Origin of the sequence: Paracholeplasma morum (assembly GCF_016907055.1) — a bacterium.
GTDB classification, from domain to species: Bacteria; Bacillota_I; Bacilli_A; order Acholeplasmatales; family UBA5453; genus Paracholeplasma; species Paracholeplasma morum.
In genome coordinates this window covers 33,731-56,202 of record NZ_JAFBBG010000006.1, presented here as the reverse complement: position 1 = coordinate 56,202, position 22,472 = coordinate 33,731, and the positions used below count along the sequence as shown (strand labels likewise).

24 protein-coding genes and 1 riboswitch are annotated in these 22,472 nt (G+C 35.9%); of the genes, 18 read left to right on the top strand and 6 right to left on the bottom strand.

All coding sequences use genetic code 11. From position 1 onward, the window contains the following. Positions 1–11: 11 nt before the first annotated feature. Entirely contained in the window at positions 12–1,712 is a 1,701-nt protein-coding gene (locus JN09_RS04200; RefSeq protein WP_204433020.1) for a ribonuclease J, read from the bottom strand. Positions 1,713–1,827: 115 nt separating this feature from the next. Between JN09_RS04200 and JN09_RS04195 the strand changes: the two genes are divergently transcribed. Then, positions 1,828–2,604: a Cof-type HAD-IIB family hydrolase gene (locus JN09_RS04195; protein ID WP_204433018.1), complete on the top strand. Its 777-nt coding sequence runs from the start codon at positions 1,828–1,830 to the stop codon at positions 2,602–2,604. A 126-nt stretch (positions 2,605–2,730) separates the two neighbouring features. On the opposite strand, the gene coaD is transcribed toward JN09_RS04195, so the two are convergent. Continuing rightward, positions 2,731–3,228, bottom strand: a complete 498-nt coding sequence (gene coaD, locus JN09_RS04190) for a pantetheine-phosphate adenylyltransferase (RefSeq protein ID WP_204433017.1) — start codon at positions 3,226–3,228, stop codon at positions 2,731–2,733. 95 nt (positions 3,229–3,323) lie between these two features. Between coaD and JN09_RS04185 the strand changes: the two genes are divergently transcribed. The 4 genes from JN09_RS04185 (at position 3,324) to JN09_RS04170 (ending at position 7,858) form a co-directional block, all read left to right on the top strand. Further along, on the top strand, positions 3,324–3,722 hold the full coding sequence (locus JN09_RS04185) for a hypothetical protein (protein WP_204433010.1): 399 nt from the start codon (positions 3,324–3,326) through the stop codon (positions 3,720–3,722). Between the two features lie 135 nt (positions 3,723–3,857). After that, a complete protein-coding gene (locus JN09_RS04180) occupies positions 3,858–5,630 on the top strand; it encodes an ABC transporter ATP-binding protein (RefSeq protein ID WP_204433008.1) in 1,773 nt (590 codons plus the stop codon). Continuing rightward, positions 5,593–7,449, top strand: a complete 1,857-nt coding sequence (locus JN09_RS04175) for an ABC transporter ATP-binding protein (RefSeq protein ID WP_373422797.1) — start codon at positions 5,593–5,595, stop codon at positions 7,447–7,449. The genes JN09_RS04180 and JN09_RS04175 overlap by 38 nt, the downstream gene beginning before the upstream one ends. After that, positions 7,433–7,858: a MarR family winged helix-turn-helix transcriptional regulator gene (locus JN09_RS04170; protein ID WP_204433005.1), complete on the top strand. Its 426-nt coding sequence runs from the start codon at positions 7,433–7,435 to the stop codon at positions 7,856–7,858. Before JN09_RS04175 ends, JN09_RS04170 begins: the two co-directional genes overlap by 17 nt. Before the next feature lie 45 nt (positions 7,859–7,903). Here the strand turns inward: JN09_RS04170 and JN09_RS04165 are convergent, their stop codons facing one another. Genes JN09_RS04165 through JN09_RS04150 form a run of 4 tightly spaced genes read right to left on the bottom strand, consistent with a single transcriptional unit; the run spans position 7,904 to position 10,691 of the window. Next, positions 7,904–8,278, bottom strand: coding sequence for a Fur family transcriptional regulator (locus JN09_RS04165; RefSeq protein WP_235985189.1), 375 nt, complete (start codon positions 8,276–8,278; stop codon positions 7,904–7,906). 11 nt (positions 8,279–8,289) lie between these two features. Then, a complete protein-coding gene (locus tag JN09_RS04160) occupies positions 8,290–9,099 on the bottom strand; it encodes a metal ABC transporter permease (RefSeq protein WP_204432997.1) in 810 nt (269 codons plus the stop codon). Beyond that, entirely contained in the window at positions 9,092–9,751 is a 660-nt protein-coding gene (locus JN09_RS04155; RefSeq protein WP_204432996.1) for a metal ABC transporter ATP-binding protein, read from the bottom strand. Before JN09_RS04155 ends, JN09_RS04160 begins: the two co-directional genes overlap by 8 nt. 1 nt (position 9,752) lies before the next feature. Beyond that, entirely contained in the window at positions 9,753–10,691 is a 939-nt protein-coding gene (locus JN09_RS04150; RefSeq protein WP_204432993.1) for a metal ABC transporter substrate-binding protein, read from the bottom strand. Positions 10,692–10,880: 189 nt separating this feature from the next. Here JN09_RS04150 and rimP point away from each other — a divergent pair, with 189 nt between their 5' ends. From rimP to JN09_RS04085, 13 genes are all read left to right on the top strand, one after another. Beyond that, positions 10,881–11,321, top strand: a complete 441-nt coding sequence (rimP, locus tag JN09_RS04145) for a ribosome maturation factor RimP (protein ID WP_204432992.1) — start codon at positions 10,881–10,883, stop codon at positions 11,319–11,321. 13 nt (positions 11,322–11,334) lie between these two features. Continuing rightward, positions 11,335–12,411 (top strand): transcription termination factor NusA, encoded by a 1,077-nt coding sequence (nusA, locus tag JN09_RS04140; protein WP_204432990.1) that lies wholly within the window; start codon positions 11,335–11,337, stop codon positions 12,409–12,411. A gap of 12 nt (positions 12,412–12,423) precedes the next feature. Then, positions 12,424–12,690, top strand: a complete 267-nt coding sequence (gene rnpM, locus JN09_RS04135) for an RNase P modulator RnpM (protein ID WP_204432988.1) — start codon at positions 12,424–12,426, stop codon at positions 12,688–12,690. Further along, the gene (locus JN09_RS04130) at positions 12,683–12,961 is read left to right on the top strand and encodes a L7Ae/L30e/S12e/Gadd45 family ribosomal protein (RefSeq protein ID WP_204432986.1); all 279 of its coding nucleotides are present in this window, start codon (positions 12,683–12,685) and stop codon (positions 12,959–12,961) included. Before rnpM ends, JN09_RS04130 begins: the two co-directional genes overlap by 8 nt. 14 nt (positions 12,962–12,975) lie before the next feature. Then, positions 12,976–14,799 (top strand): translation initiation factor IF-2, encoded by a 1,824-nt coding sequence (gene infB, locus JN09_RS04125; protein WP_204432981.1) that lies wholly within the window; start codon positions 12,976–12,978, stop codon positions 14,797–14,799. A gap of 2 nt (positions 14,800–14,801) precedes the next feature. Next, entirely contained in the window at positions 14,802–15,146 is a 345-nt protein-coding gene (gene rbfA / locus JN09_RS04120; protein WP_204432980.1) for a 30S ribosome-binding factor RbfA, read from the top strand. 129 nt (positions 15,147–15,275) lie between these two features. Then, a complete protein-coding gene (locus JN09_RS04115) occupies positions 15,276–15,659 on the top strand; it encodes a hypothetical protein (RefSeq protein ID WP_204432979.1) in 384 nt (127 codons plus the stop codon). After that, complete coding sequence (locus JN09_RS04110; RefSeq protein ID WP_204432978.1) at positions 15,656–16,108, top strand: NfeD family protein; 453 nt, start codon at positions 15,656–15,658, stop codon at positions 16,106–16,108. Before JN09_RS04115 ends, JN09_RS04110 begins: the two co-directional genes overlap by 4 nt. 18 nt (positions 16,109–16,126) lie before the next feature. Next, positions 16,127–17,068, top strand: coding sequence for an SPFH domain-containing protein (locus tag JN09_RS04105; protein ID WP_204432977.1), 942 nt, complete (start codon positions 16,127–16,129; stop codon positions 17,066–17,068). A 150-nt stretch (positions 17,069–17,218) separates the two neighbouring features. Next, the gene (priA, locus tag JN09_RS04100) at positions 17,219–19,507 is read left to right on the top strand and encodes a replication restart helicase PriA (RefSeq protein ID WP_204432976.1); all 2,289 of its coding nucleotides are present in this window, start codon (positions 17,219–17,221) and stop codon (positions 19,505–19,507) included. A gap of 13 nt (positions 19,508–19,520) precedes the next feature. Next, complete coding sequence (gene fmt / locus JN09_RS04095) at positions 19,521–20,438, top strand: methionyl-tRNA formyltransferase (RefSeq protein ID WP_204432975.1); 918 nt, start codon at positions 19,521–19,523, stop codon at positions 20,436–20,438. Next, entirely contained in the window at positions 20,435–20,986 is a 552-nt protein-coding gene (locus JN09_RS04090; protein WP_204432973.1) for a phosphatidylglycerophosphatase A family protein, read from the top strand. The genes fmt and JN09_RS04090 overlap by 4 nt, the downstream gene beginning before the upstream one ends. 20 nt (positions 20,987–21,006) lie before the next feature. After that, positions 21,007–22,287: an HD-GYP domain-containing protein gene (locus JN09_RS04085; RefSeq protein ID WP_204432972.1), complete on the top strand. Its 1,281-nt coding sequence runs from the start codon at positions 21,007–21,009 to the stop codon at positions 22,285–22,287. A 63-nt stretch (positions 22,288–22,350) separates the two neighbouring features. Continuing rightward, a riboswitch (SAM riboswitch) is annotated at positions 22,351–22,445 on the top strand. Positions 22,446–22,472 lie beyond the last annotated feature (27 nt).

Genomic DNA, 22,472 nt, shown 5'->3' with positions numbered 1-22,472 from the left:
CGATTAGTGAGTTATTCAACGGGTTTTTGAGTTAGGGACATCAACACAGGAATGACCATTGGTTTTCTCTGTGTAATCTGTTTTACATAATCAGTGATTTGATCCGTTAGAAGTTGTTTAAACTGATGTTCACTGAATAGTTTCTTTTCAAACTCGTAAAGTAGTATTTCTTTCGCTTTTTGACCAATGCCATTTGTGATGGCTTCATTGCCTTTCATATAAATAAATCCACGGGATATCACAGTTGGTTCAGTAAGCAATTTACGGTTGACTGGATCAATGGTAAGAATAATGGATAATAAACCATCTTCTGAAAGCATCTTACGTTCTTTGATGATTGCGCTGCCAATATCACCAATACCGGTACCATCAATATAGATGTCTCCGGCTTGGACTCTACCTGCTAATCTGATTTCTGTTGCATTAACGGCTGCTACATCGCCATTATCCATGATTAACACGTTGTCTCTTTCAACACCAAGTTCGACTGCGATTTCTTTGTGGTGTTTTAACATACGGTGTTCACCATGAATTGGGATGAAGAACTTAGGCCTAATTAATGATAACATCAACTGTAAGTCGGGTTTATTTCCGTGACCAGAAGTATGTGTGTCTGCAACAGGACCGTTAACAATGACGTTGACGTCACGTCTATAGAGTTGATCAATGGTACGGTTAACGGATTCTTGGTTTCCAGGAATTGGAGAACTTGAGAAGATAACTGTATCACCAGATTGGGTTTTAATTTGACGGTGGGTACCATTTGCAATTCTACTTAGCGCAGCAAGGGGTTCCCCTTGAGAACCAGTACATAATATCGTGACTTCATCCGCTTTGTATTGATTGATTTCATCGCCACTGACAATCGTTCCTTTTGGCGCTCGGATATAACCAGTTTGTTGACCAATTTCCATTGCGCGTTCCATTGAACGACCAAACACTGCAAGTTTTCGACCATTTTTATAAGAGGCTTCAACGATTTGTTGCATACGATACATATTGGATGCGAAAGTAGCAATAATGATTCGTCCACTTAGTTTTGAGAATATTTCGCTGATTGCTGTACCTACTGTACGTTCTGATGGGGTTAATCCATCACGTTCAGCATTGGTAGAATCTGATAATAAGCATAATACACCTTCGTTACCAAGACTAGCTAGTTTTTCATATTCAGCAGCTGGACCTACTGGTGTATAGTCAATCTTAAAGTCACCAGTATGGAATAAAACTCCTTGTTTAGTTCTAAAAGCAATCCCAAACATATCAGGAATTGAATGGTTCAATCTAACGAAAGATATTTCTGTCGTCCCGAATGTGTATGTATGGTGGCTCTTATACTCGATAATTCTAGGTTTTTTAATGTCTTTGGTTTCTAATAGTTTATGCTCAATAAAATCAACCGCGATTCCTGCAGCATAAATCTTAGGTATTTTAACCTGTTTTAAAAGATAGGGAATGCCCCCAATGTGATCCTCATGACCATGGGTAATGAATAACCCAACAATTCTATCTTGGTTTTCGACTAGGTATGTGTAGTCAGGAATAACATAATCTATCCCTAAAAGTGAATTGTCAGGGAATAAAATACCTGCATCCACTAAAAAAATCTTATCTTCAATTTCATATACGTATGTATTTTTGCCGACTTCGCCTAATCCGCCAAGCGCAAAAATACCGATGTCGCCATCATTTAAAAGCGCGTTCTTACTCATATTGTAATCCTCCTCAGTCAGGATATCGCGGTAACTTTAAATCTATTTTACATTAAAACGACACAAATTCATAGAGTATTGCATAAATAAATGGTAAAATACAACAGGTGATATTATGAAAACAGCATTATTCTTTGATGTGGATGGTACTCTATTCGATAATGAGTCTCAATCCATACCAAAAAATACGATAAAAATGATTCAAAACCTAGCAAAAGACGACAGATACATCTTAGGGCTAGCTACAGGACGTAGTGGAGAACAACTAGATGCTATTTCAGACATAAAGGATTTATTTAAGGTTAGAATTCTCATCAACGGGGCCGTTGCCTATCAAGATGATCTTTTTGTCTATGGTAATCCTCTTCCTAAAGATGCATGCGAGCGTGTACTAGAGTTTGCCAATCGAATAGATTTAGGCATTGGTTTTATCGGCAAAGATAGACATGTTATTACGAAGCTGGATGACGTTGTTAGACGCTCATTGAAAGACTATCAAATGCCAATTCCAATGATTGATCCTTTGTTTTATTTGAACAACGATGTCTATCAAATATGGATATTCGGTAAATCTCAGGCTTTGTTTGATCAATTTAAATCTAAATTCCCAGAGATTAAGCTTTTCCCTTGGCATAAAGATGGTGCAGATTTAGTTTCTAAAAACGTCTCAAAAGGTGAGGCGATTTCGCAAATTAAGTCATTAATTGGCGCAGATAAAGTCATCGTCTTTGGTGATGGTGAGAATGATGTTGAAATGATTGAAATGGCTGATATTGGCGTTGCGATGGGGAACTCAAAAAGCCAAACATTAAAATCTAAAGCTACGTTTGTAACAAAACACATCGCAGAAGATGGGTTATACGAAGCAGCTTTAAAACTAAACTTACTATAAAAATAACAACAGCGCCACTGTTGTTTTTTTTCTCATTTAATTTGATCATTGTGTCAAGTCATTAATGTTTTAGAAGGACTTTCCGCAGTTATACAAAAAAAGTTGTTTATCCAAAAGGATCACAGCTTATTTTGATGATTGAACAAAGTTTTTTATGCCTAGAAGAATCTCATCGTGGATTTCATGTGGCACATACATAGATATGTCTGCATTATAGGTTACCAGTTCCTTAATTGCTGAACTGGAAACATAAGTATGTTTGTAGGATGGGAATAATATAATGGTTTCGATATTCTGGTTTAAATTTCTGTTGAAATGATAGAGTGCAATTTCATTTTCGAAGTCTTTCACATTTCTTAGACCACGAATTAATGTCGTAGCCCCATGTTTTTCTGCGAATCTAACAACTAAATCATTTGTCTTGGATACAAATATGTTTGGAATTTGAGCAGTTACCTTCTTAATCATTCTTACACGATCATCAGCAGAAAAAATAGGATACTTTTCCACGTTTTCAGTTACTAAAACGTATAAAATCTCAAATTGCTTTGCTGCACGAGTCATAATGTCTAGATGTCCCAATGTAATTGGGTCAAAAGAACCTGCATAAACGGCTTTACTCATTTCATCACTACCTTTACTTAAAGTATAACATAATTTTCATTATTCATAGATAATTGGGAAAAATATGTTAAAATTATTTTCAAGAGGTGAGTTTCATGCAAACGTATAAAAGAAGTGTGGTTTTGCAACTAGGTGTATTTGGATTTTTCTTTTTTTATGGACTAGATACCATCATTAAATCACTTATTGATAGTAGTTTGGTTTATTCAATCGTTGAGTTAGTTCTATTATTAGTCATTTTAGGAATTGGTCTATTTTTCTATTATAAAACTCCTAAAGATTTATTAGTGGTTGTTACAGATAAAGAGATTAAACAAATCAAATTGAGCTTGTATTCTGTATCTGCAGCACTAATCATTAGCATATTGATTTCTGGGTTACAATTAGATGCAAATCTAAAGCAATATCTTGAGATTGCAACCGGTGTGTTAATCTCGTTGTCGGGGTTGTTTGGCGTTTATCTTGGTGTTGGAACCCTTCAAAAAAATAAGTAAAAAAAACCATAATCTAGAGAAAAATGGGTCACAATTTAGAATGTGATCTTTTTTTACGCATTGTAGTTGACTAATCAACTCGTCTAGGGTTATAATATGTCGAGTTGACTAATCAACTAGGTAAGGAGCGCATGTATGATTAAACTAATTAAGTATTTTAAATGGTGGTATTATCCACTTATAGTTGCAATCATTGGACTTGTATACATTCAAGTAGAGTTTGATTTAAAACTCGTGGATTATATGAGAGTGATTGTGGAATTAGTAGGAAGAGCAAACAGTACAGGAGAAGCACAAACATCGTTAATCCTCCAAAATGGATTAGAAATGTTAGGATACTCATTGATCTCAATTGCCTCACTTATTGTTGTATATTTTATTTCGGCGCGTATAGGTGCGAATTTTGTTAAGGACTTAAGAAAACGTCTATTTGATAAAATTGACTCGTTCTCACTTGAAGAGATCAATCAGTTTTCAACCAGTTCATTAATCACTAGATCGACTAACGATATTACTCAAGTACAAATGGTTACGATTGTGATGCTTAGATTGGCAATTACTGCGCCAATCACTGCGATTCGTGCAATCATGAAAATTACAGATATCAATTTGTCATTAACCCTTCCGGTAATTGCTGGGGTGGTTGGGGTCGTACTAATGATCAGTGTAATATTCATCTTTGTAACCCCTAAATTCAAGGTTTTACAAGATTTAAATGACTCACTAAACTTAGTAACCCGAGAGAATCTAACGGGGTTAAGAGTGGTTAGAGCCCATAATGCAGAAGGTTATGAACATTCTAAGTTCGAAAAAGCAAACAAGAAATTAACTGGGGTTAACTTATTTGTTAACCGTGGGATGCAATTAATGATGCCAGGTATGCAATTGGTGATGAATGGCGTTTCATTAGCCATCACATGGATTGGTGCCTCATTAATCTTTGATGGTGCACTCGGTGCAAACCCTTATGAAGGTATCGGGATTCAATCTCAATTCTCGATTTACAGTTTTCAAATCTTAATGTCATTTATGATGCTTACAATGTTATTCATTATGGTCCCAAGAGGGGCGGTATCTGGTAGACGTATTATGGAAGTGTTAAGTACAGAACCAAAAATTAAAGACCCTGTTAATCCTAAGACAATTAATAAAGATGACAGAATTACGCTTGAATTCGATAATGTTTGTTTTAAGTATCCCGGGGCAAGTGAATGTGTACTAGAACACATTTCATTTGAAGTTAAAGCAGGCGAAACGGTAGCATTTGTTGGATCTACTGGAAGTGGTAAATCAACAATCATTAACTTGATTCCAAGATTTTTTGACACAACCAATGGGGAAATCAAAATCAATGGCATTAATATTAAAGACGTTAAGCAAAAAGACTTGCTTGATTTGATTGGGTATGTTCCACAACAAGGATTGTTGTTCTCAGGTACCATTCGTTCTAACTTATCGCTAGGTAAGAAAGATGCGACAGAAGAAGAAATCCTTGAAGCATTAGAAATAGCTCAAGCACGTAATTTCGTAAACCGTCTTGAAGATGGTATTTATGCTTCAGTGTCTCAAGGGGGAAAAAACTTCTCTGGGGGACAAAGACAAAGACTATCGATTGCAAGAGCGATTGTTAAAAATCCGAAAATATATATTTTTGATGACTCATTCTCTGCACTTGACTATAACACTGACCGTGCATTAAGAAGTGCCCTAAAAGAAAAGACTAAATCCGCAATCAATCTAATTGTTGCGCAAAGAATCGGAACCATCCTAAATGCAGATAAAATCGTTGTTTTAGACAATGGTAGAGCTGTAGGAATTGGTACGCATAAAGAATTATTACAAAATAACAAAGTATACCAAGAAATGGCATATTCACAATTGTCGAAGGAGGAACTCCAAAATGTATAGACCTGGTGGACATGGTGGCGCACAAGCAAAACCAAAAAACTTTAAAAAGTCACTAAAGAGACTAACCAAAGAGTTGAAACCGTTCTATAAAGGTATCGTGATTGCATTGGTGTTCGCCGCATTTTCAACGGTATTCAACATTCTTGGACCAAAACTGGTTGGAGAAATGACCAACCATATTCAAGATTCGATTAGACCTGAGGGCGGTTCCTTGATTGCTGCAATCAATTGGAATTGGTTCAACCGTATTGCAATCCTTCTATTGGTTTTATACATATTAAGCTATTTGTTTAACATTGTTACATCCTTTATCTTAACTAAGGTGACTCAACGCTTTAGTCAGAAAATACGTAAAGATATCTCATTAAAGATAAACCGTATGCCATTATCTTTCTTTGATAAGAGAAGTTATGGGGACGTCTTATCGATCGTTACGAATGACGTTGATACCATTTCAAGTGCTTTAAACCAATCTATCACCCAGTTAATTACTGCAGTCACATCGATGATTGGGATTGCGATTATGATGCTTACCATTTCACCATTGTTAACTTTGGTGGCATTTGTCACATTACCACTATCATTCTTAGTTATTAGCATTATAATGAAAAACTCACGTAAATACTTTAGAGCTCAACAACAAACATTGGGTGCACTAAACGGACACATTGAAGAAGTTTATAGTGGACACCAATTAATTAAGGTATTTGGGGCTAAAGATACCATCGATAAACCATTTAACGAGAACAATGACGCCCTTGAATCCAGTGCTTATAAGAGCCAGTTCCTATCAGGGTTAATGATGCCTCTAATGGGATTTGTAGGAAATATTTCCTATATCGCAGTATCCGTTATTGGTGGCTTATTAGCCGCAAAAAAAACCCTTAAAATTGGGGATATTATTGCGATGATTCAATATAACAGACGTTTTACTCAACCGATGAGCCAAATAGCTCAAGCGTTAACGCAACTTCAAAGTGCTGCAGCAGCTTCTGAACGTGTCTTTGATTTCTTAAGTGAATCCGAGATGGCTGATGAATCTAATCTAGCTAATGATGTAGAAAATGCCTCCGGTAATGTCACATTTAAAAATGTTCAATTTGGATATGTAAAAGACCAAGTAATCATCAAAAACTTTAGTTTAGATGCTAAAGCCGGTCAAAAGATTGCGATTGTTGGTCCAACTGGCGCAGGTAAGACTACACTGGTGAACCTTTTAATGAAGTTCTATGAAATTGATAATGGAGATATCATCATTGATGGTATGTCTATTCACGATTTAAAACGTGAAGCGGTCCATCAACAATTTGGTATGGTTCTTCAAGACGCTTGGTTATTCAGTGGAACCATTTACGATAACTTACGTTATGGTAATCCTAAGGCGACTAAAGAAGAAGTACAAGAAAAGGCTAAACTAGCGAATATTGACCACTTTATTCAATCATTGCCTGGCGGATATGATCATGTAATCACAGATGAATCTGGTATTTCACAAGGACAAAGACAACTTTTGACCATCGCCCGCGCCATGGTTACTGATGCACCAATGCTTATTCTTGATGAAGCGACTTCAAGCGTAGATACACGTACAGAAGTCTTAATTCAAGAAGCAATGGATAGATTAATGAAAGGCAGAACATCTTTTGTGATTGCCCATAGACTTTCAACGATTAAGAATGCTGATACCATCTTAGTAATGAAAGATGGAGATGTGATTGAATCAGGCAATCATATCGCCTTAATGGATCAAAATGGATTCTATGCGAATCTATATCAATCGCAATTCGAAAGGAAAAACCAATATGCAACCGAATCATAATGATGCAGCAATGGTACCTGTAAATCTAGGTAAACTTATGAAGAAACTTCACAGTTTCGCTGACCCTGTTTTAGAAAAATATGGACTATCTAGAATACATGTTCATTATTTGGTGTTTTTACATGGCTGTCATCAAAACTTAAATGCCAAAGAACTTTCGGACCATTTAGGCGTTGATAAAGCAAACACTTCGCGTGCATTAAATGAGTTGCTCAAAAGAAACCTTGTGTTGAGAACAACAGATGAATCCAAACAACAGATTTTAGAGTTATCAAAAGAGGGGGCAATCATTGCCCAAGAACTCAAAGAAACTAATAAAATGGAGATGGATAAACTCTTAAGTGTCTTAACAACTGAAGAAAGAATCACTTTAAGAGAAATCTTAAGAAAAATCTCACAAACGCTATAAAAAGAGCTCAAGGCATTCCGCCTTGAGCTTTATTTTGATATGGTTCTAAAAGTGAACGTGTGCACTCACACAAGATTCACAGTAGCCATAAACGGTTAAGTCGTGAGAAGTCACTGTGAAATGATGTTTTATAGCGTCTTCTTCAGCTAAACCATGAAAATGACAATCCATTTCATACATCTTATGACAATCGATACAAACCATATAGTGCTTATGGTCTTTACTTGCAAGTTTATAATAGGCAACATTATCTAAAAATGTTTTATCTACTAACCCGTGTTCTTTAAATGAATCTAATGTTCTATACACGGTAGAAAGATTCATAGAACCCATCGGAATATTAGCATAAATCATTTCTGCTGATAAAGGCGTTTTTTGAGATTGTAAGAAACTTAATAATTGTTTGCGTTGTTTAGTCATTTTTAACACGATTACTCACGTCCTTTCAGTTTTGTAAATACATATAATATTAAGAATAAAATGGCATGGAAAACAATAATAGTAGAACCAGCTGGGAATTCTAGGAAGTATGATCCAATGATGCCTAGCACGGTAATTGTAATATTTATGATTATTGAATATAAAAACATTTGCTTAAAACTCTTGGCTAACATGTTTGAAGAAACAGCAGGAAAGATAATGAATGCGCTAATTAACAGTGTACCAATGGTTTTAACCCCAATCACGATTACAGTAGCGGTTAAGATGGCTAGAGCATAGTCGTATATCGCAATCTTAATCCCTGTGAATTTTGCATATTGATCATCTAAAGTTATCGAAATGAGTTTTGAATAACTCTTTACAATAAACCCAATCACCAACACTAACACCGCTAGAGCTAAAATAATATCTGTCCAAGTGGTAGAAAACATTGATCCTACTAGCATCGATTCAACACTGCGGTTGAATCCATCGCTTTTGGAGATTAGTATCAAACCAACTGCAAACGCAGAGGACGAGACTAATCCAATCGCGGTATCGCCCTCTATGAGTTTATTTCTCATAAGTGTTTTGATGAGTATCGCAGATAAAATTGCGAAAGGTAAAGCGAATACAGTGGGTTCACTGGATAATAAAACACCAATGATTATTCCTGTAAAACTAATGTGAGCTAACCCATCGCCGATTAAGCTTTGATTGTTACTAACAAGAAAATTCGAAATCATCGCTGTTGATAAGGCTAAAATGATTCCAATGATAAGTGCCCTTATTACAAAAGGCCAAAGTAGAAACTCAAACATGATGAATGTGTGCCCCTTTCCTGTGTTCTTGGAGCTGATATTGCTCAAAGGTTCCAAAGAACTTTAAACTTTGATCAAGTTCTAAGATTTTGGATCCATGTCTTAAACCATCGCTTAAATCATGAGTAACGTGGATGATGGTCAATCCTTCATCATTAAGTTTTTCTATATAATCGTAAAAGGATTTTCTAAATTTAGGATCTAAAGCAGAAGTGGGTTCATCTAGAATTAGACATTCAGGCTTGGATAAAAGTGCTCTGATAATGTATACCCTTTGTTGCTCACCACCGGAGAGTTTACTCATTTTTTGGTGTTTCAGTTTCTCAATGGACATCATGGATAGTAGAGAATCGATTTCTTGTTCACTAGATTTTTTTAAGTTAGAATGTCTTAATACTTCATAAACGGTAACAGGGAGTTTATTTGCATCACGTAAGTGTTGTGGCAGATAGCCAAAAACCACACTTGCGTGTGTGATTTCTCCTGATGTCGGTTTTTGTAACCCTGTTAATATCTTGATTAAAGTAGTCTTACCTGACCCGTTTGGCCCGATAATGTTTAGGTAATCTCCCTTGTTTACATGGAATGTTAAGTTGTTTAAAACGACTTGATGACCATATTGCACAGAGATGTTTTTGGCTTCAATTAGCATATTATGCCTCCTTGTGGAGTTCAAGAACAATATTATTATAATTGATTTGCCAAAGTTCTAATAAAGATGTTTTAGCTTTATATTGCTCTTTAGATACATTATGCATACTCTCTAGTGGTCTTAATTCAATATCGATACCATATTTTGATTTTAAATCTGACTTGATGGTTTTAGCTAAGGCATCGTTTTCGAACGGATCAAAGTAAACAAAACTCGATTCAGAAGCCTTAATCGCATCAATCATGGATCCGATTTGCTCAATCGTTGGATCGCTGTCCGGGCTGAATGAGTCGGTTAGACTTTGAATATTGAGCCCGTATTCTTCATTTAATGAGGAGAAGACATTGTGACCGATAAAGTAAATTGGTCTTTCTTTGTTTTCAAGTGTGATAAACGATGCCCTAAGTGCTTGGATGTCAGAAATTAACTGGTTAGCATTTTCTGTGTAGTAAGCTTCGTTTTTACTGTCTAATTCAATGATTAGGGGTAAAATCGCTTCTACCATATGAATTTGTTTATGTAATGACACCCAATAGTGAACATCATGCGTTTCCGCGTGGTCATGATCGTGTTCATCCTCGTGGTCATGTTCTTCAGTACCATGAGCTGCTTCATGGGTTTCTTCGGTTAGAACTTCTAAATCAACTACCTTACCTTTGTTGGTGGTATTGATTGCCCATAACTCTAACTCTTTTGAGGTATAGATAAATAGTTTTGAGGATTGAATTAACCCTGTTTGTTTAGGGGTTGGTTCAAATCCATGTGCTTCGACCCCAGGTGGAAGTAGAAGTGTGTAGGTTAAATCTTTGTCACCCACGATGGTTCTCACCATGTCATATTGTGGGTAAAGGGATGTAACAATGTCGTATTTTTGATTGTTACATGCGGATAGTATCACTACAGATACCATCGTGGTTAATACTGCTAATGCTTTTCTCATGCTTTAAAACTCCTTACGTACTTATCATTATACACCCCTTTATTCTAATTGCAAACGATTTGCATTTGCAATCATGAAAACTGTGGTTTTTAAGTTGTAAAGAAGACTATATTATGATATAATATCTAACGTAAAAGCTGAGTGGATTAATTTCCACTCATTTTATTAGTTAAAACTAAGGAGGATTTTATGAACTTAAAACACATCGAAGAGATTATAAAAGGCGTTTTGGACGCTCACGAGTTATCCCTGTTTAGCTTAAGAACTAAAAAGGAATTTGGTGAAAACATTTTAGAAGTCATCGTGGATGGAAAAGATTTATCTAGCGATCATCTTGGGGTCGTAAATGAAACCATTAGTGAAAAACTATCCGAGGATATATTTGACCCTAATTACTATTTGGAAGTTTCTTCGCCTGGGGCAGAGCGTCCACTTAGAAATCTAGAAGAAGTATCCAAGCATATAGGTGCCTATGTGCACATTGTTGCAAACGATATTGATTCAGATGGGTATTTGTTAAGCATCACAGATGAAGTCTTAGAGTTTCAAGTGAACATCAAAGGGCGCTTGAAAAAATTATACATTTCATACAATGACGTGAAATCAATTCGTCTAGCCATTAAGTTTTAGGAGGATTAAATAAATGGTAAGTAAAGAGTTTTTTAGATTGTTAGAAGTAATCGCAGATGAAAGAAATATTCCAGTAGAAATGATTACCGATGCTTTTGTTAAAGGCATGGTCGTCGCATTTAAGAAAAGCAGGGGGCATGCATCTTGTAGAGTAGAATTAAACCCTGAAAAGAATGAAATCATGGTATATGAACAACACTTAGTTGTATCTGATGAGGGGTTTGATTTAGAAGCAGATCCAACATTAAAACAAATGAAGCTTTCAGATGCTAAGAAGATCAAATCAAGAATTAAAGTAGGCGATATCTTAGAAGAGTCGATTAACCCTAAAGAGTTTTCTCAAACAGCGGTTGTAAACTTAAAGAATGTCTTAAATCAACACTTAAAGAGTATTGAAAAAGACAATGTCTATAACTATTTCAAAGAAAGAGAAAAAGAAATGGTTATTGCGAAAGTCATTGGCGAAGATGATGATTATTACCGTCTTGACTTAGGTAAAGAACTCACGACTTTACTTCCAAAAAGAGAAGCACTACCAACTGATAAGTTTGTAGTCGGTGAGTCTATCAAAGTATTTATCGCAAGTGTTGAAATGAAGACTAAAGGGCCTAAAGTATTGGTTACTAGACTTGATAAGAGCCTAGTCAAACGTTTATTTGAAAACCTTATTCCGGAAATCAAAGATGGTACTGTTGAGATTATGGGTATTGCCAGAGATGCAGGTGACCGCACAAAAGTCGGCGTAATGTCAAATGACAAAAACGTAGATGCAATCGGGGCATGTATCGGTGAAAACTCATCTCGTATTAAAGAAATCGTTAGAGCATTATCTGGAGAAAAAGTGGACTTATTCTTATGGAGCACTAACGAAAGAGACTTAATTGCCAACTCCCTACAACCAGCAGAAGTGCTTGCGGTTACCCAAATTAACCCAATTAAACGTACTGCATTGGCAGTTGTTGCGGATGATAAATTGTCTCTAGCAATTGGTAAAGCAGGCCAAAACGTTAAACTTGCCGTTCAAGCTATTAACTGGAAGATTGACATTAAGAGCGCCTCAATGGCTGATGCCGAAGGTATCATTTTTTAAGGAGGAATTCCAATGAAAGAAAAGAAAATTCCAATGCGTACTTGTGTGGTCACTAAAGAACTACGTCCAAAGAAGGAACTGATTCGTGTGGCTGCAACCAAAGAGGGCATAGTAAGCGTGGATTTGAAAGGTAAAGCACCCGGAAGAGGGGCATACCTAATCCTTTCTAAAGAAGTAATTGAAAAAGCTAAAAAGACAAAAGCACTGGATAAAAAACTAGAAGTAACAGTGCCAGATGAAGTATATGAAGCGCTTATGGCGCTAATCCCAAATGCCTAGCCGTATTGGTTTAGCCTTAGTTGCAGGAAAGGCTAAATTAGGGACAGAATTTGCTATTGAAGCAATTCGTAATAAATCTGCAAAACTTGTATTTCTTGCCAACGATGCGGCAGACAATACAAAGAAGAAAGTTCGCGATAAGGCTAAGTTCTATGGGGTCGAAGTCCTAGAGATATTCGACACTGCCACCTTATCCAAAGCAGTCGGGAAATCAAACATAAAAGCACTTGCTATCACAGATCAGGGGTTTAGTAATATGTTTAAAAAATAAAAGGAAGTGATACTATGAAGAAACGTCCTACAACAAAAAAAGACGTTAGAACGTCCAATATCCCTAGAAAAGATGTTAATACATCCAAGGGTAAGACGGTGATTTACAAACCAAATATGAAAGTATCGGAGGTTGCTGAGTCATTAGGCATCTCAAACGCTGAAATCATAAAGAAATTAATGATGCTTGGTGTGATGACTTCAGTCAATCAATCGATTGATAGAGATACCATTGAACTAATTGCGGATGATATGGGCTTCAAAATTCAAGATGAAGTCATTACAGACGTAACTAGATTTGATGAAATGAAATTTGAAGATAAAGAAGAAGATTTAGTAAAACGTGCACCAATCGTAACCGTAATGGGTCACGTAGACCACGGTAAAACAACCCTCCTAGACACCATTAGACACTCAAGAGTTGTCCAAGGTGAAGCAGGTGGAATTACCCAACACATCGGGGCTTACCAAGTAGAAAAAAATGGTGAATTAATTACATTCATTGATACTCCAGGTCACGCCGCTTTCACAGAAATGAGAGCACGTGGTGCTAAAGTTACAGACCTTTGCGTATTAGTAGTAGCTGCAGATGACGGCGTGATGCCTCAAACAGTAGAAGCTTTACAACATGCTCAAGCAGCAGGCGTAAAGATTATTGTTGCAGTTAATAAGATGGATAAACCGTCTGCCAATCCTGAGTTTGTTATGACTGAACTATCTAAACTTGGATTAGTACCAGAAGCATGGGGTGGCGATACACCGTATGTTGAAGTATCAGCGTTAAAGAACAAAGGCATAGATACATTACTTGAAGTCATTCAACTGGTTTCAGAAATTGAAGAGTATAAAGCCAATCCTAATCGTTTAGCCAGTGGTACTGTCATTGAAGCTAGACTAGATAAAGGTAGAGGTGTCGTAGCAACCGTAATCGTTACAAACGGAACATTAAAAGTTGGAGACAACATCGTTGCGGGTAATACTTATGGTAAGGTTAGAACCATGAATGATGACACAAAACGTCGTTTTGATGGAGCTATTCCTTCTCAACCAGTAGAAATCACTGGTCTTTATGATATGCCTCTTGCTGGGGATATCTTTGTTGCGATTGAAGATGAACGTCAAGCGCGTCAAATTGCTGAAGAAAGATTAGCAAGAACCAGAGAAGGCGAACTTCAAAAACAAAAGAAAGCTTCACTAATGTCCATGATGGAACAAGCAGAAGCTGAACAAAAAGAACTCATTCTAATTATTAAAGGAGACACTCAAGGCTCAATCGAAGCATTGAAGGGCTCTTTAGAAAAGATTAACATTGAGGGATTACACGTTAACGTGATCCGTTCATCTGTTGGTGCAATCACTGAATCAGACGTATCGTTAGCAAACGCCTCAAATGCAATCATTATCGGATTCAACGTAAGACCAACCTCAAGTGTACGCGAAACAGCAAAACAACAAGGTGTTGAAATTAGACTTTATAATATTATTTATAAGGCAATTGAAGACATTGAAGCTGCTTTAACAGGTATGTTAGCACCAGAATTTGAAGAAGTTGTAACAGGTCAAGCTGTTGTAAGAAACATATTCAAGATTTCTAAAGTCGGTACAGTTGCCGGTTGTTATGTAACAGATGGCGTTATCGAAAGAAACTCCTTAGTTAGAGTAATTAGAGAAGGTATTGTAGTTTATGAAGGCAAAATGGACACTTTAAAACGTTTTAAAGACGAAGTTAAAGAAGTTAAAGCCGGCTATGAATGTGGTATTTCTATTGAAGGGTATAACGACATTAAGGAAGCAGACATTATCGAAGCATCAATCGAAAAAGAAGTGGAGCGTGTTTAAGTATGTCAAGTCTATCTATTGAAAGATTAAATTCACTTGTTCAACGTGAACTGGCAATCATTGTCAATAAAGAAAATAAGAGCCAAGAAATTAATTACTATAACATCACAGAAGTTAAAATCACAAGAGACTTATCTTATGCGACTGTATACTATACAATCCTTAATGATGACCCTGAAGTCATCAATAAGGCACAAGCCAATCTCGATAAGATTAATAAGCAAATTCGTAAAGAACTTGCGATTAAAGTGAATAACTTAAGAAAAATGCCAGAACTTATCTTTAAATACGATGAAGCTCTAGCCTATGGTAACAAGATCGATAAACTCTTAAAGAGTGTTCAATAATATAGATTAACCACCAATAATTTGGTGGTTTTTTCAAAATCAATTCTGTTTTAATAAATTCAAATAAATTCAAAAAGTGTATTGAAAAATCCAAAAATAGTGTATAATAAGAGTGTAGGAGGGAAACATATGGCTATAGAATGGATTATGCCCAAGGACACTTTGGGAACAGTGACGTTTTATGATTCAAACATCACTTTGAATAAAGTAGCTGCATCCTATTTCGTGGATGCCTATAAAGTAATTGTGGGTATAGATAAAGAAAAAAGACGCGTTGTCATTAAAAATCTAAACAAAGAAGAAGCAATGCGTGGGGATGTTAATAAGAACCACTTACTGGATGTAGCGATTAAAAAGAGTTACGGCAGAATTAGCAGTAAAAAAGTCATAAGCGATATAAGCGTGTTGACTAATTTTGATTTTTTAAACAATAACAACTATAAGTTTCGCGCTAAATGGTCTGGGACCGAGAAACTATTAATAGTTGATTTAGATGAGGAGGTTAAGGCATGAGTCCAAATGAAGTATTAATGATAATTATTTGGTCTGTGGTTCTAGTTGGCACGATTGTAGTGGAACTTGAAACATCTGATCTTGTAACGATTTGGTTTACTATTGGGGCTGTAGCTGCACTGGTTGCTGCTGCGCTTGGTGTATGGATTGTCTATCAATTTGCAATCTTCATTGTTGTTTCACTTGTATTGTTATTTGCCACTAGACCACTTAGTAAACGGTTCATGGATAAAGAGGTTATTAGGACCAATGCAGACCGTATGATTGGCATGCACGGGATTGTAACCACAGAAATACCTTTTGATGGCAAAGGTGAAGTTAAAGTTAATTCTCAAGTTTGGACTGCATTCTCAACTTCAAAAACGCCAATTATTCAAGGCACAAGAGTCGTCATTCTCGACATCGTAGGAAATAAACTTCTTGTCGATGTCTTAAAAGAAGAAATATAAAAAAAAGGAGAGATAAACATGTTTAATGTATTAGCAACAAATCCAGGTACAGTCGTATTAGTTATTTTGTTGATTTTATTAGTTGTCGCACTTTTGGTTGCATTATCAAGTGTCAGAATTGTTAGACAAACTCAATCGATGGTTATTGAAAGACTAGGTCGTTATTACACGACTTGGAATACCGGTATTCACTGGTTAGTCCCATTCTTAGACCGCGTTTCAAAAGTAGTAGTGCTAAAAGAAATCGTTAACGATTATGCACCACAACCGGTTATTACTAAAGATAATGTTACGATTCAAATCGATACAGTTGTCTATTATCAAATTACCGATCCAAAAGCATTTGCTTATGGTGTAGATAACCCTAATAGAGCACTTGAAACATTATCTGCAACAACGTTACGTAATATCATTGGGGCGATTGATTTAGACCAAGCACTTACTAGCCGTGAGTTAATCAATGGTAAAATGCGTATTATTTTGGATGAAGCAACCGATCCATGGGGGATAAAAGTTATCCGTGTCGAGTTAAAGAACATTATTCCACCAAAAGACATTAGAGAAGCCATGGAAAAGCAAATGCGTGCAGAACGTGAAAAACGACAAAGCATTCTGATTGCTGAAGGGGAAAAGCAAAGTGCGATTCTAAAAGCCGAAGGGTTCAAGTTATCACAAATTCTTGAAGCTGAAGCTCAAAAGGAATCTGCAATTCTTCGTGCAACTGGGGAAGCTGAAGCGATTTTACGAGTTCAAGAAGCTACTGCAAAAGGTATCGCAATGATAAAAGATGCTAAAGCAGATCATGCTGTATTAACCATGAAAGGTTATGAAGCAATGGTTGAAGTATCTAAAGGTCAAGCAACTAAGTTGATTATTCCTTCAGAACTACAAGGTTTAGCAAGTATGGTAGCAGCTGGTAAAGAAGTATTCTCTGATTCACCAACTCAAGATAAAAAGTAATCATAAGCAACTTGAACCCCTTCGTCAATATCGATGAAGGGGTTCATTTTCATTTAGGTATCTTTTCTAAAGGATTAACATTTATACCTACTAGACAAAATAATCCTCTATCCATAGAGGTTTATGATATAATTTTAACGTGGTGATCGCATGTTTGCAAAAGTCATTATTGATTTAAAAACTCAAGAAATTGAATCTACCTATGACTACATAGTCCCTTCCAGTATGGTAGGGATTTTAAAAGTTGGCATGCGTGTTTATGTACCTTTTGGTTATCAAAAAAGACTTGGGTTAGTCATTGAACTTACAAAGACTTCTATTGATGCAAACAAAGAGATATTAACAGTTCTAGATATGGCACCAATCGTGAACGATTCCCAGCTTAAACTTATAGACTATATTGAATCGAGATCTTTCGTAAGTAAAGCGATGGCTTTTTCCCTAATTGTGCCTTTAGGACTTCATCTGGATTATCGCAAACAGCTCTTACTAACCGATAAGAGTAATGCATTTTGGACAGAAATGATTGCCAATAAGACAGTCTATCTAGATGAGCTCTCACCGTCATTATTGAAAAAAGTTAAGTCTCAAGTTGAAGAAGGTATGCTTCTTTTAGTAGACACTTATAAAGACCGAAAAAGCATCCAATATGAAAAACAATATAGTGTCAAGAATCATCCGAAAGTATTGACTGAAAAAAGACAACAAATCATTCAGCTAATCAAAAGTGGTATCGATAAAGAATCTAGTTTGCTAGAAGAAGGCATATCTAAAAGTATAATAAATACGCTTTTAGAACAAGGTGTACTTTCATATCATCTTGTTGAAAAAAAGCGAAAGAGTCGCTTATTGTATCAAAAGAAAACTGAGTCCATCATACTGACACAAGAACAAACGAATGCAATTAGTGAAATAAGTAAAAGTATCGGAGAATATAAGCGCTTCTTACTACATGGAGTGGTAAGTTCTGGTAAAACTGAAGTATTTGTTGAAGTTAAGAAGAAACTAGGGAATAAACCTATTTTAATCATTGTTCCAGAAGTAACCCAAGTGTTCCAAATGGCCGCTTACTTTGAGTTATCATTTGAGGATGTTTATATCATTCATTCTAAGCTCTCATCGCAAGAGCGATATGACACTTGGCGTGCAATCAAAGAGAACGATGCGAATGTAATCATCGGGACAAAACAAGCACTATTCTTGCCGTTTAAAGAGCTTGGAGCAATCATAATCGATGAATGTCATGATTCAAATTATATCGAAGCTAATCAACCAAGATATGATTCAAATGAAATTGCCCAAGTGTTATCTAGACAAATGAATTTACCCCTAATTTTATCAACTGCTACCCCAACAATTGTTCAATACTATGATTCACAGATGGGGAAAATGACTTATCTTGGATTAGAAAAATCAATCAGAAACACATTGAGAACTATCCGAATTGTTGACATGAAACAAGAACTATTAAATGGTAATTTATCGATGTTTTCTAATGATCTAAAAAAAGGAATCAACGGGCTTAAACCTAAAGAACAAGCGATGATTCTTGTTAATAGACGAGGCTATGCGAATTTTATGATGTGTAGAGAATGTGGGTTTGTACCAATCTGTGATACATGCTTGACAAACCTAGTCTATCACAAGCAAAAAAACAAACTAATATGTCATCACTGTGGAAAAAACTATCCAGTCAGAAACACTTGTCCTTCCTGTAATTCCAATAAAATCAAACCGGTTGGAACTGGCATTGAACAAGTAGAACAGTCATTTAAAGAAACATTCAATCAAAAGAAAGTCATTCGTTTGGATAGTGATGTCGCTAATAAAACGAAGGCAGAAGAGATGCTCTTCCTATTTAAAGAAAAAGAGTATGATGTTTTGATTGGGACACAACTCATTGCCAAAGGGCATGATTTTGATGTATCACTAAGTGCAGTGATGTTAGCTGAACTTGGGCTTAAACTACCAAGTTATTTGGCAAATGAACACACCTATAACCTCTTGAAACAAATGATTGGCAGAAGTGGACGCTATCAGGATGGCCTTAGCCTAATACAGACGTATAGTCCGAATCATTTTGTATTTGAATCCCTAAGTGAGCCTTACGAAGTGTTTTATACTCAGGAACTTGAAAACAGACGTCTGGGGCATTTCCCCCCTTTTACGAACATGGTTCAAATTAGGTTTGGACATAAGAATGAAGATGAACTAGACGAAACCCTAAACAGAATAAAAAGGGATATCATTAAGACACATTCACAGTATACAGTCTTAGGTCCAAGTGATTCATTCATCCATTATGCAAATGGCTTATTTTATTCTAACTTAACGATTAAAGCACCGAAGCGTTTAGATTTAACGCCAGTATTAAGAAATCTTAAACTAAAATATAAACACTTATTTATTGACATCAATCCTTACGAGGATTTCTTATAGAGGAGGTAATGCTATGAACATAGTATTCATGGGAACCCCAAGTTATGCAGTGCCGTCTTTGGCTTATTTGCACGTAACCTACGGGGTAAAACTGGTTGTGACACAACCTGATAAAAAGATTGGACGTAAAGGTGAGATTGAACACAGTCCAGTTAAAAAGTATGCTCTCGAGCACAATATTCCTGTTTTTCAACCGATTAAAATGAGACAGGATTATCAAACCATATTGGATGTTAAACCTGATTTAATCATTACTGCAGCATATGGGCAAATGATTCCAAATGTTATTTTGGATTCAGCAATCTCATTAAATCTACATGGAAGTCTACTGCCTAAGTACCGTGGAGGCGCACCAGTACAATATGCCATCAAAAACGGAGATACTGTGACTGGCGTTACTTTAATGTACATGGCTCAAAAAATGGATGCTGGCGATATGATTGCTAAAAAAGAAACGGAAATTTTCCCCGAAGATACTACAGAAACCTTAATGAATAAACTGAGTATGCTTGCAAAAGAACTTCTAGAAGAAGAACTAGATAGTGTAATCAAAGGGACAAATAATCGTATTAAGCAAGATGAATCACTGGTTTCTTTTGCATACAATATTAAACCAGAAGAAGAAACTTTAGATTTTAACATGAATTCAGATAGCATAATCAACCATTTAAGATCACTTTTACCTCAACCGGCAGGCTCAATTTTCATTAATAATGTACGGATTAAGGTGTATGAAATGAAAAAAAGTGATATAATTGTAACTGGAAAGCCGGGCGAAATCATTAGCGACAGAAAAGAACTAATTGTCTGCACCGCTGATGGGGCTGTATCTATTACAAAGATTCAACCAGAAAACAAAAAAATTATGGCAACAACTGACTTTTTAAATGGACAAAAAATTTTAAAAAAGGGAGATATATTTAACCAATGAAGAAAAAAGTACTTTTCAGTAGAGAAGAAATGGCACGTCTTTGTGTCGAAGCATTAAAGAGTAGAGGCGTTGAAATTGATGAGATTGCGAAAATTGCATACCAACAACAAGCGCGTTATACGTCCAATATTCGTTTTGAAACTTGTAGGGAGTCGGTCTTGAAGATTTTATCTTTAAGAGATATTTTCCACCATGTTTTACTAGCTGTTGAACTTGATAGAATGGCTGAACAAAAACTATTTAGAGGTCCAATTCAAGACATCATTGAACAAGACCTAGGGTTATTTGGAGTCGATGAAGTTTTAGGCCTTGATGTTGCTAGACTTTATGGTGTTATCGGCATGACAAACTTTGGTGATATTGATGTTAATAAGCACGGTATCGTTTCTAGATTAAACGAAGATGGTAAAAAAGAGGGAATCGTTCATACATTCCTTGATGATATTGTTGGCGCAATAGCAGCGGCAGCTTCAACACGCGTTGCTCAAGTAATCAATGAAGATATTGCCCACGAGGAGCCTCATAAAGCCATTTCATTGTTTGACTAAAAGAATTTTGGAGGACAAGCGTGAAAAAGAAAGACAATTTAACTAAATTTACTAAAAACTTTTTTGCTAGCTTGTTTGGATTCGAATCAGGTATCGATATTACAGATGATGTCATGGTGTTACATCGAAGAAATATAGTTATTAAAAACATTATCTTTCTTTCTAACATCGTTTATTCAATCATATTATTATTTATAGCAAGCGTAAATAAACAGCCAAGTGATTGGCTTTTTCCACTTATATCGTTCCCATTCACATTCTTTCTGAATAATGTGATCAAAAGACTGATATACGGTGAGAGACACGATAAAACCAAGCAAGAAGTCGCGATGTATGTCGAAGCACTATATATGTTTGTTTCATCAATACTGATATACGCAAGGTTATTCGATAACTTTGAGACCGTAGCTTATATATTGATTTATTACTCTGTCGTGGTTATTTCACTTTATCAAAGTAAGAAACTCATCATGTGGACATTTCAAGGCATGTTGGCCGGAATTACGTTCATTCATTTTGTTTTAACTTACAACATTACTTCAACCTACAAAGGGTTAACAATCTTAGAGTTCTTAGATGTATTCTTACCAACAAAAGCTTCTCAAGATTTCTTTTTAAGAATCATTATGTTTTCAATCTTCATGATTGTTATCTATGCCATTGTAGGAATGGGGTCCTATATGCAAGAAGAACGTAAGAAAGAACTAATTAAGCGTAGAGAGGTTCAAGAGAATTTTACCTCTATCGTTAGTGATTTATTCAAAGTGGTTCTTTCTTCTAAAAATGCATTTTTGGACCGTCAACATGTAGATTTAGTTTTTAGAATGAGTGAAAAACTGGCGATTTATTATGGATTACCTTTAGAGGAAGTTGATCAAATTAGACAGTACTCAACCATTCATTTGAGGTACCATGAAGTGGAAGACATTGTCTATAATCTATCTAATGAACAACAATATGAAGCGCTAAATGAATCGACCCTGTTGGGAACTAAGATTGCTAAAAGGCTTCAATTGGCTCAAAAGGCAGAGGATATTTCAAGAGCTCATGTTGAAGGGGTAGCAGACCAGGCATTTGTTAAACGAATGAATTTAATCCAACCATCCGTTCAGTCTCAAGTGATATTGCTTTGTGATTTGTATGTAACAATGAGAAGCAGTAAATCCTATAAAAGACCTTATCCTAACCAAGCCGTTATCAGCCTCTTTGAAAAAAGTTTCTTACACTATTTCGAATATAGCTTGGTCGAAAGGTTTTTAAAATTTAAATCAGAATTTGAAAAAATCTTTAATGATTACTAGTCTTTTTACTTGCTTTAGCTAGATATTTTGTTATAATGAATATGCAAATAAAAAATGAATACTATCTTATTCAGAGCTACGGAGGCCAGTGACCTATGATGTAGCAGCAACCTGCAAAGCAAGGTGCTAACGACGAGGGGACATCCCAACAATGAGAGATCAATAAACTCTTTTCGTTGGAAAGA